Genomic DNA, 9,435 nt, shown 5'->3' with positions numbered 1-9,435 from the left:
GGCCCGCGCGCCGGCATCGGCCGGGCTGCGCGGGCAAACCGGCCGGGATTCAGGCCGGGACTCAACCGGCCGAGGCGCTCCCGGCCGGGCATGCTGACTCAGTCGCGGCTGCTGCGGGCAGCGGCGGCGCGCAGTTCGGCGGCCAGCCGGTGGTCGTGTCGGGCCAGTTCCCGGTACGCCTCCTCCGCACGGGCGGCGGCCATGCTCTCGCCCAGGGCGCTCAGCGCGCGACCGATGCGGGTGAAGAGCGGCGTGGCCGGCGCGGCGTAAGGGCTGGGGGCGCGATCAAGGCCGTGACCGACGACGCGGCCGATCTCCAGGATGCGTTCCAGGCCTTCGTGGGTGGTGCTCAGGGTGGTCATGTTGCGATCTCCTGTCAGGTCGGGCGGCGCGAACTGCGCTGCCCCATGCCCTGAATTTGCGGCATCGCAACAACGATTTCAAGTTATCATTTGTCATGTCAATTATCTGAAAGATAAATGTCATGGGCCTCAACTTCCGCCAGCTCGACCTGAATCTGCTGCGGGTGTTCGACGAGATCATGGTCGAGCGCAACCTCACCCGTGCCGCCCGGAACCTGTCGCTCACCCAGTCGGCGGTCAGCAATGCGTTGCGTCGCCTGCGCGAGGTGGTGGGCGATGAACTGGTCACCCGGGCCGGTTACGGGGTGCAGCCCACGCCGCTCGCGCTGAGCATCTGGCCCACCGTACGCCAGTCCCTGGAAGCTATTCAGGAGGTGCTAGCGCCCACTGACTTCGATCCTGCCCGGACCGAGACCAGCTTCGTCCTGGCCATGGCCGATGCCACGGCCAGCCTGTTGATGCCGCCACTGATCAATCGCATCGAGACCACGGCGCCAGGGGTGTCGCTGCGGGTGCTGCCGCTCACCACCCGCGATCCGCGTGAGCTGCTGGAGGGGGGCGAGCTCGATCTCGCGATCGGCTACTTCCCGGTGATGATGGCCGCTATCCTGCAGCGCAGCATGACCGATGCCGCCCCCGCGGCCTTCCTGACGCAGCGGCTCTACGACGGCCGCTATGTGTGCGTGATGCGCCGCGACCACCCACTGGCCGCCGGCGAGCTCACCCTGGATGCCTTCTGCGCCGCGCACCACCTGCTGGTGAGCTTCTCGGGCCGGCCCTACGGCTTCGTCGATCAGGCGCTGGCTGCCATCAAGCGGCAGCGTCGGGTGGTACTCACCGTGAACCAGTACTTCACCGCCGGCCAGGTGGTGGCCGGCTCGGACCTGCTCACCGTGATGCCTGAGCGCTTCGTGCCGTCCACCGGCATTGCCGGCGAGCTGGCCATCCGCCCGCTGCCGGTGGATATGCCGGCGCTGCATGTCGACCTTGCCTGGCACCGCCGCCAGCAGCAGCGCCCCGGCCACCGCTGGCTGCGCGATGCGCTGGCTGACTGCGCGGCGCGGGCGTTCGAGGGGGCGACTACTTCCGCAACTCCCTCCCCACCCCCCGGTTGACGAACTCGTAGTTCGCCACCTTGCGCACATCCACCTCGCCGGGCTTGAACAGACCGGCCCGGGTCATCTTCTCGAGGAAGTCGCGCACGCGCGCCTCGTTCATGGCGCCGATGCCGCGCTCCAGCGCCTCGCCGGAATCGACAATGCCCTGCTGCTTCATCAGGGCCACCGAGCGCTCGATCTCGTCATCGGTGAGTTCCGGGTTCTCCTTGCGCATCAGCGCATTGGCCGCCTTGCGGTCGCCGTAGAGATACCCGTACCAGCCGGTGATCGAGGCCTCGACGAAGCGGCGCACCAGGTCGGGCTTGTTGCGGACGGTGTCGGTGCGCGCCTCGATCAGCGTGGAATAGGTGGAGAAGCCGTGGTCGGCCAGCAGGTGCACCACCGGCTTGAAGCGGCCCTGGTTCTCGATGTAGATCGGCTCGGCCACCGAGTAGCCCTGCTGCACCGCCGACTTGTTCGCGAGGAACGGCGAGAGGTTGTAGGTGTAGGGCTTGAGCTGCTCGTCGCGAAAGCCGTGCTGCACCTTCAGCCACTGCCACCAGCTGAACTGGCCGTCCTTGGCCACCAGCACCACCGGCGCCTTGGCGAGGGCAGCGAAGTTCTCGTATCCCTGGCCGGGATGCGCGATGAGCGCCTGCGGGTCCTTCTGGAAGATCGCCGCCACCACCGTGATCGGCAGGCCGTTCTTCACATTGTCGAAGGAGTGCAGCAGGTTACCGGTCATCAGGAAGTCGATCTTGCCGGCCGGCAGCAGCGGGCGGTTGTTCACCTGCGGCCCGCCCTGCTGGATGGTCACCTCCAGGCCGGCCTTGCGGTAGGTGCCGTCGACCAGCGCCTGGTAGAAGCCGCCGTGGGCGGCCTGCGCCTTCCAGTTGGTGGCGAACACCACCTTGTCCTGCGCATGCAGCGCGGGGGCGGCGGGCAGCAGCAGCGCGAGCAGCGCGCGCGCCGCCAGTGAGCGGATACGGGTCATGCGGTGATCTCCGGAAGCGATGCGGGCCGAGGAGGCGTGCGGCCGGCGCCCGCGCGCGGCCATGACGGCAGTCTAGCGCCCCGGCTGGCGCCTGCGCCCGGATGCAGCCTAGCGCTCCGACTCGTGCCAGCGCCCCAGCAGCAGCCGCGACAGACCGTTGAACAGCCAGAAGATCGCCACGCCGGTGAGCGAGACCAGCACCAGCGCCGCGAACATCTTCGGGGTCTCGGTGCGAAAGCTCGCCTCGAGGATGCGCGAGGCCAGCCCGGTCTCGCGTCCGGCCGCGCCGGCGGTGAACTCGGCCACCACTGCGCCGATCAGCGAGAGCCCGCCCGCGATCTTCAGCCCGCCGATGAAGTAGGGCAGCGCCGAGGGCGTGAGCAGCAGCCGCAGGCGCTGCCAGGGCGTAGCCCGGTAGAGCGTGAACAGGTCGCGCAGATTGGCGTCGGCCGAGCGCAGCCCGATCACGGTGTTGGAGAGGATCGGGAAGAAGGCCACGATCCAGGCGCACAGCAGCAGGGCTGCGGTGGTGCTGTCGACATAGATCAGGATCAGCGGCGCGATGGCCACGATCGGGGTGACCTGCAGCACGATCGCAAAGGGCAGGAAGGAGCGCTCCACCCAGGGCGAGAGCGCGAACAGGCTGGCCAGCAGCACCCCGCTGGCCGCCGACAGGGCCAGCGCGCCCACCGTGATTTTCACCGTGTACCACCAGGCTGGCGCCAGCGACTGGAAGTGCTGCGCCAGGGTGCTGGCCACCAGGCTGGGCGAAGGCAGGATGTAGTGCGGCACCTCGGCCACCCGCACCCAGATCTCCCAGGTTGCCAGGGCGGCCGCGAACACCAGCCAGGGCAGGGCGCGTTCGAGTTTCATGCGGCGAGGCTCACGGCGCGGTGGCGCCGGGTTGCGCCTCGGCGGCGCGGCGCAGGGCCTGCGACACCCGCGCGCAGCGGGCTGCGAAGTCGGGCGAACCGCGCCAGTGGTCGTCACGCTGCTGGCCGCCCGGGTTGTCGATGATCTCGGCGATGCGGCCCGGGCGCGCGCTCATCACCACGATGCGCTGCGCCAGCGTCACCGCCTCGAACACGCTGTGGGTCACGAAGAGCACGGTGAGCGCGCGCGCCGCCCACCAGCCGAGCAGGTCCTCGTTCAGGCGCAGGCGCGTGATCTCGTCCAGCGCCGCGAAAGGCTCGTCCATCAGCAGCACGCCGGGCTGCGCCACCAGCGCCCGGGCGATCGACACCCGCATGCGCATCCCGCCGGAGAGTTCGCGCGGGTAGGCGTTCTCGAAGCCGCGCAGGCCCACGGCGTCGAGCTGCGCCTGCACCGCGGCCCTTGCCTGCGCGCGGTTCTGCCCGGCCAGGCGCAGCGGCAGCCAGACATTGTCGGCCACGCTCGCCCAGGGCATGAGCGTGGGCTCCTGGAATACGAAGCCCACCGGCGGCAGACCGCCGGGGCCCGCCGGCGCCTGCAGATGCACCGCGCCCTCGCTGGGCGCATCGAGCCCGGCCACCAGCCGCAGCAGCGTGCTCTTGCCGCAGCCCGAGGGGCCGAGCAGCGCGACGAACTCGCCCGCCGCCACGCTCAGTGTCGCGTCGGTGAGTGCCTGCGTGCCCGACGCGAAGCGCCGGCCGAGCCGCTCGACATGAATGACTGCGGTGCCCATGGGCGCGTGCCGATCAGAGCGGGGTGAGGCCCAGGCCCTTCACGAGCGAGATCCAGACCGGGGCCTCTTCGTCGTAGAGCTTGCGGAATTCCTGGTGGCTCACCGCGGCTTCCTCGATGCCGAAGGTGTTCAGGATCTTCTGCACCCGCTCGGTCTTGCCGCCCTCGACCATCAGGTCGGAGAGTTTCTGCACGATCTCGGCGGGCATGCCGGTGGGACCCACCATGCAGATGAAGCCCTTCAGCTGGAATGCCTTGTCGGTCACGCCCTGCTCGAGATAGGTGGCCGCCTCGGGGATGTTGCGCATGCGCCGTGGCCCGGGAACCGCAATGGCACGGCCTACGCCCGAGGACAGCACGGCATTGGCCGCTGCCGTGCTGCCGGTGCCACCCTGGATCACCCCGGCAGCCACGTCCTGCCACATGGGTGCCTCGCCGCGGTAGTGCACCGCCTCGATGTTCAACTTGAAGATGCGGTTGATCTCGGCCACGGCAATGTGCGCGAACGAACCGGGCGAGTAGGTGCCCAGCGACACCTTGTTGCGGCGTGCGTACTCCACGAATTCCTTCAGATTGCTCACGCCGAGGTTCTTGTTCACGATCAGCGGCAGCTGACCCGCGTACATGCTGGAGATCAGCACGAAGTCCTTGTCGGCGTCGTAGGGCAGGGTCTTGTAGAGCACCCGGTTCATGATCATCGTGGTGGAGATCGTGAACATCAGCGTGTAGCCATCCGCGGGCGCGGCCTTCACCGCCTGCGCCGCAATCGAGCCGCCCGCCCCGGTGCGGTTCTCCACCACCACCTGCTGGCCCAGCCGCTGGCCGATGTGCTCGCCGTAGGCGCGCGCGAAGATGTCGGTGAGCCCGCCCGCGGGGTAGCCGCAGATGATGCGGATGGGCTTGTTGGGCCAGGCCTGGGCGCGAGCGGGCCCGGCGCCCAGCAGCGGCACGCTGGCGGCGCCAAGGCCGGCAAGCAGCTGGCGGCGAGTGAGATTGGAAGTCATGGCGGGTCTCCTGAGCGTCTATAGTGTGGGCCTTCGAACGAGGCCCGCGCACTATAGCCGCGTGGTGCCGCCCTTGGGAGAGCGCGGATGCGGATCGATGTGGTTTCCGATGTGGTCTGTCCCTGGTGCTTCATCGGCAAGCGCCAGCTCGAATCGGCGCTCGCCGCGTGGGCGGCCGAGCATCCTGGCCAGGCGCAGCCCGAGGTGGTCTGGCATCCCTTCCAGCTGAACCCCGCCATGCCGCCTGAGGGTGCATCGCGTGCCGAGTACCTCACTGCCAAGTTCGGCACGGCCGACACCAGCCGGCTGTACGCCAATGTGCGCGCCGCTGCCGCCGAGGTGGCGCTGCCGCTGGCGCTCGATCGCATCGCCCGCCAGCCCAGCACCCTGCGGCCGCATGCGCTGCTCGCCGCGGCTCTCGAGGCGGGCGGACCTGCGCTGCAGTCGCGCATGGCCGAAGTGCTGTTCGCGGCCTACTTCCAGGAGGGAGCCAACCTCTGTGACGCCGCCGAGCTCACACGGCTCGGTCTTGCCGCCGGGCTGACCGAGGCGCAGGTGTCGCTCGCGCTTTCCGACCCTGCCCTGGCCGACGAGGTGGCGCGTGTGGATGCCGGCATGCGCGATGCCGGCATCGGTGGCGTGCCTTTCTTCGTGGTCAACGGCCGTGTTGCGGTCAACGGTGCGCAGGGTGCCGAGGCCATCGGCCGCGCGCTCAGGCGCGCCGAGACGCTCGAACCCGCGCCGTTCGCGCTGGCGGGCTGAACCCGGTTCGCGCTCTCCAGGAGAACACCATGACCGATCAGTCCCGCCGCGGCCTGCTGCGCGGTGCTCTGGCCGCCGGTGCGCTGGCTGGCCCTCTTGCCGTGCGCGCGCAGGCCTGGCCAGCGAGGCCGGTGCGCATCGTGGTGCCCTTCGTGGCCGGCGGCTCCTCCGACATCGTGGCCCGCAGCGTGGGTGCGCGCATGCAGGCCAACATCGGCCAGACCGTGGTGGTCGAGAACCGGCCCGGCGCCAACGGGGCGATCGCTGCCGAGTATGTGATGCGGTCGCCGCCTGACGGCTACACCCTCATGGTGGGCTCGATCGGCACCTTCGCGATCAACGCCGCCCTGCAGCCACGCCTGTCCTACGACCCGCTCAAGGACCTCGAGCCGCTCACCCTGGCAGTCACCACGCCGAATGTGCTGGTGGCTTCGCCCTCGCTGCCGGTTTCCGATCTGAAGGGGCTGATCGATTACGCGCGGCGCAACCCGGGCCGGCTGTCTTATGCCTCGTCGGGCACCGGCTCATCCGATCATCTCTCGGCCGAGCTCTTCAAGCTGCAGACCAACACCTTCGGCGTGCACATCCCGTATCGCGGCGGCGCGGCGGCCATGGCCGATCTCATGGGCGGCAATGTCGATGCCTCGTTCCAGAACATGGGCGCAGCGGTGCCGCACATCCGGGCAGGGCGGCTCAAGGCCCTCGCGGTCACCAGCGAAGCCCGTCGGCCGCAGTTGCCTGACACGCCCACCATGATCGAGCAAGGTGTGCCGGGCTTCGTGGTCACCTCCTGGCAGGCCTTCATGGGCCCGCGCGGCATGCCGCGCGAGATCATCAGCCGGCTGCACGCCGAACTCGTCGCAGCCCTCAGCCATGCCGAGGTCCGCAGCCGCTTCGCGCAGCAGGGGTTCGATGTGGTGGCCAACCGGCCCGAGGAATACGGCGAGTTCCAGCGCCGCGAGATCGAGCGCTGGCGCGAGGTGGTTCGTCGCAAGGGGCTCACGCCGGAATGATCCGGCAACGCGCTGTGTTGGCGCCCTCGCGCCGTTGTCGGAACCGTCCATGAATCCACTTCCGTTCGACGCGTCCTCCGACCTGCGCTGCGACGTGCTGGTGGTGGGCGGCGGCATCAATGGCGCCGGCATCGCCCGTGACCTCGCCGGGCGCGGCCTGTCGGTGGTGCTCACCGAGCGCGACGATCTTGCCGGCCACACCTCCTCGTCGTCCACCAAGCTCATCCATGGCGGCCTGCGCTACCTCGAGCACCGCGAGTTCCTGCTGGTGCGCAAGGCGCTGGCCGAGCGCGAGCGGCTGCTGCGCAGCGCGCCGCACATCATGTGGCCGCTGCGCTTCGTCATGCCGCACGATCCCGGCATGCGTCCCGCCTGGCTGATCCGGCTGGGCCTGTTCCTCTATGACCATCTGGCGCGGCGCGAGCTGCTGCCGGGTTCTCGATCGGTGGATCTGCGCCGGCATGCCGCCGGCGTGCCGCTGCGCCCGGGCTGGCAGCAGGGATTCGTCTATTCCGATGGCTGGGTCGATGACGCCCGGTTGGTGGTGCTCAATGCGGTCGACGCCGCCGCGCGCGGCGCCACCGTGCTCACCCGCACCGCCTGCGTCGACGCGCGCCGCCACGAGGGCCGCTGGCAGGCGCGGCTGCGCGCCGCCGATGGCCATGAGCGGAGGGTGTCGGCCGCCGCCCTGGTCAATGCCGCCGGCCCCTGGGCAGCGCAGTTCCTGGCTGACCACGCCCACGCGCCGCGGCCGCGCGCGTTGCGCCTCATCAAGGGGAGCCACAGCGTGGTGCCGCGGCTCTTCACGCACGATCACGCCTACATCTTTCAGAGCCCCGACCGGCGCATCATCTTCGCGATCCCGTATGAGGACGCGTTCACGCTTATCGGCACCACCGATGTCGAGCACCACGGCCCGCCGGGCGAGGCCCGCACCGATGATGCCGAGGTTGCCTACCTGTGCGAGCAGGCCTCGCGCTATTTCGCGCGCGGCGTCACGCCGGCCGATGTGGTCTGGCGCTACTGCGGCGTGCGGCCGCTGCTTGATGACGCGTCGGGTGACCCCTCGGCCATCACCCGCGACTATGCGCTCGAGCTCGACGCCGACGGCGCGCCGCTGCTGTCGGTCTGGGGCGGCAAGATCACCACCTTCCGCAAGCTCGCCGAGGAGGCTGCTGACCAGCTCTGCGCTGCGCTCGGCAGACCGGCACGGGCATGGACTGGGCAGGCCGTGTTGCCCGGAGGCGATCTGGCCGGCGATGGCCTGCCGCAGGGCGGGGATGTCGTGGCCGCGTTCGAGGCCTTCGTGACCGAACTCGTCGCTCAGCATCCGGACCGTCCGCCCGCACTCCTGCGCCGTCTGGCGCGCGCGCACGGTTCACGGGTGCGGCGTCTCCTTGCACTGCCATCGGGAGCCGAAGTGGCACCGGGTCTGCACGAGTCCGAGCTCGAGTGGCTGCATCGCGAGGAATGGGCGCGCAGCGCGGACGATGTCCTCTGGCGCCGCACCAAGCTGGGCCTGCACTTCACGCCGGCGCAGCGGGCGGCGGTGAATGCATGGTGCGAGGCGCGCTGGTCGGAACCGCTGTCGTAACGCGGTCGCGGTTTTTCGCGATAATCCGGGGTTGCACCGCGCATCGTCGCAGCGGGAAGTTCAGGAGATCATCCCATGTCCTCTCTCGACGAACCTTTATCCGCTGCGAATGCGGCCAGTGCCGCGTCATCGGTCCAAGCTCTTGCATCGGGCGCAGTCCGGCCGCTCTACGGTGACGGTCCGCCGGCGGGCTGGAGCGCCGCCATCAAGACCGCGGCCGTGCGTACGGAGGTCGATACGCTGACTGCCGGCGGCAGCAAGATCGACCACGCAGGGCTGCTGCGCGTGATCGATGCGGCGCTTGGCGCGGTGACGGTTGGCGATGTGGTGGGCCAGAACATCGTCGATGACCTCAAGACGATCGCCGTTCAGTCAGCATCGGTGTTCTCGTCGCGTGACCTCAATGGCGCCGAGACCGGCTACCTCGGGTATGTCTTCGGTCAGATGGTCAATGGATCCACCGCCAACGCGGTGTTCACCGGTGGTGCGGGCACCACCACCGCGCTGGGCAATCTGTCGGCGGCCATGCCGCGGGCGAACCTCGCGCTGCTGCGTGACAAGTGGCTCCTTGGCAAGGACCTGCCCAACCCCGCGGTGGAGGGTGACAAGGCCAACCCCGCAGCCGGCGCGGCCACCGGGGTCTACGAGCGCTTCTCGGCGCCGCTCATCGTTGGCGGTACCAGCTACCAGGATGTCAACCAGGGGCAGGCCGGCACCTGCTATCTGCTCGCGGCCGCAGCCGGGGTGGCGGCCACCTCGCAGACTGCCCTGCAGAGCGGCTTCGTCGCCAACGCGGGCACGGACCGCACCTGGGGTGTTCGCTTCTTCGGGACTGCTGGCCAGGAGATCTGGGTCACGGTCGATGACCGGCTGGTGGTCGGCACACCGGGCTCGGGCGCGTCGCTGTATGCCCAGGCCACGGGCCGGGACACGGCAGGCAACGC

10 protein-coding genes are annotated in these 9,435 nt (G+C 69.6%); 5 read left to right on the top strand and 5 right to left on the bottom strand.

The genetic code is table 11. The features are described from left to right. Positions 1–98: 98 nt before the first annotated feature. The gene (locus AC2H6A_RS15245; RefSeq protein WP_484274511.1) at positions 99–362 is read right to left on the bottom strand and encodes a hypothetical protein; all 264 of its coding nucleotides are present in this window, start codon (positions 360–362) and stop codon (positions 99–101) included. 122 nt (positions 363–484) lie between these two features. Between AC2H6A_RS15245 and AC2H6A_RS15240 the strand changes: the two genes are divergently transcribed. Further along, positions 485–1,477: a LysR family transcriptional regulator gene (locus tag AC2H6A_RS15240; protein ID WP_484274509.1), complete on the top strand. Its 993-nt coding sequence runs from the start codon at positions 485–487 to the stop codon at positions 1,475–1,477. Here the strand turns inward: AC2H6A_RS15240 and AC2H6A_RS15235 are convergent. The 4 genes from AC2H6A_RS15235 to AC2H6A_RS15220 form a co-directional block, all read right to left on the bottom strand. Further along, positions 1,443–2,453 carry an ABC transporter substrate-binding protein gene (locus tag AC2H6A_RS15235; RefSeq protein WP_484274508.1) on the bottom strand — a complete coding sequence of 337 codons (1,011 nt, stop codon included), beginning with the start codon at positions 2,451–2,453 and terminating at the stop codon, positions 1,443–1,445. The genes AC2H6A_RS15240 and AC2H6A_RS15235 overlap by 35 nt on opposite strands. Before the next feature lie 108 nt (positions 2,454–2,561). Beyond that, complete coding sequence (locus tag AC2H6A_RS15230; RefSeq protein WP_484274507.1) at positions 2,562–3,326, bottom strand: ABC transporter permease; 765 nt, start codon at positions 3,324–3,326, stop codon at positions 2,562–2,564. A 10-nt stretch (positions 3,327–3,336) separates the two neighbouring features. Beyond that, positions 3,337–4,119, bottom strand: coding sequence for an ABC transporter ATP-binding protein (locus AC2H6A_RS15225; RefSeq protein WP_484274506.1), 783 nt, complete (start codon positions 4,117–4,119; stop codon positions 3,337–3,339). A 13-nt stretch (positions 4,120–4,132) separates the two neighbouring features. Further along, the gene (locus AC2H6A_RS15220) at positions 4,133–5,122 is read right to left on the bottom strand and encodes a Bug family tripartite tricarboxylate transporter substrate binding protein (protein WP_484274505.1); all 990 of its coding nucleotides are present in this window, start codon (positions 5,120–5,122) and stop codon (positions 4,133–4,135) included. 87 nt (positions 5,123–5,209) lie between these two features. Here AC2H6A_RS15220 and AC2H6A_RS15215 point away from each other — a divergent pair, with 87 nt between their 5' ends. The 4 genes from AC2H6A_RS15215 to AC2H6A_RS15200 form a co-directional block, all read left to right on the top strand. Further along, the gene (locus tag AC2H6A_RS15215) at positions 5,210–5,884 is read left to right on the top strand and encodes a DsbA family oxidoreductase (protein ID WP_484274504.1); all 675 of its coding nucleotides are present in this window, start codon (positions 5,210–5,212) and stop codon (positions 5,882–5,884) included. Between the two features lie 29 nt (positions 5,885–5,913). After that, positions 5,914–6,897: a Bug family tripartite tricarboxylate transporter substrate binding protein gene (locus AC2H6A_RS15210; protein ID WP_484274503.1), complete on the top strand. Its 984-nt coding sequence runs from the start codon at positions 5,914–5,916 to the stop codon at positions 6,895–6,897. A gap of 49 nt (positions 6,898–6,946) precedes the next feature. Further along, positions 6,947–8,491, top strand: coding sequence for a glycerol-3-phosphate dehydrogenase (gene glpD, locus AC2H6A_RS15205; RefSeq protein ID WP_484274502.1), 1,545 nt, complete (start codon positions 6,947–6,949; stop codon positions 8,489–8,491). Between the two features lie 219 nt (positions 8,492–8,710). After that, on the top strand, positions 8,711–9,435 hold a 725-nt coding region (locus AC2H6A_RS15200; protein ID WP_484274501.1), incomplete at its 3' end, for a C2 family cysteine protease.

The sequence above is a fragment of the Quisquiliibacterium sp. genome (genome assembly GCF_982640115.1).
The sequence above is the reverse complement of the archived record's forward strand: the minus strand, read 5'-3'. Positions and strand labels throughout refer to the sequence as shown.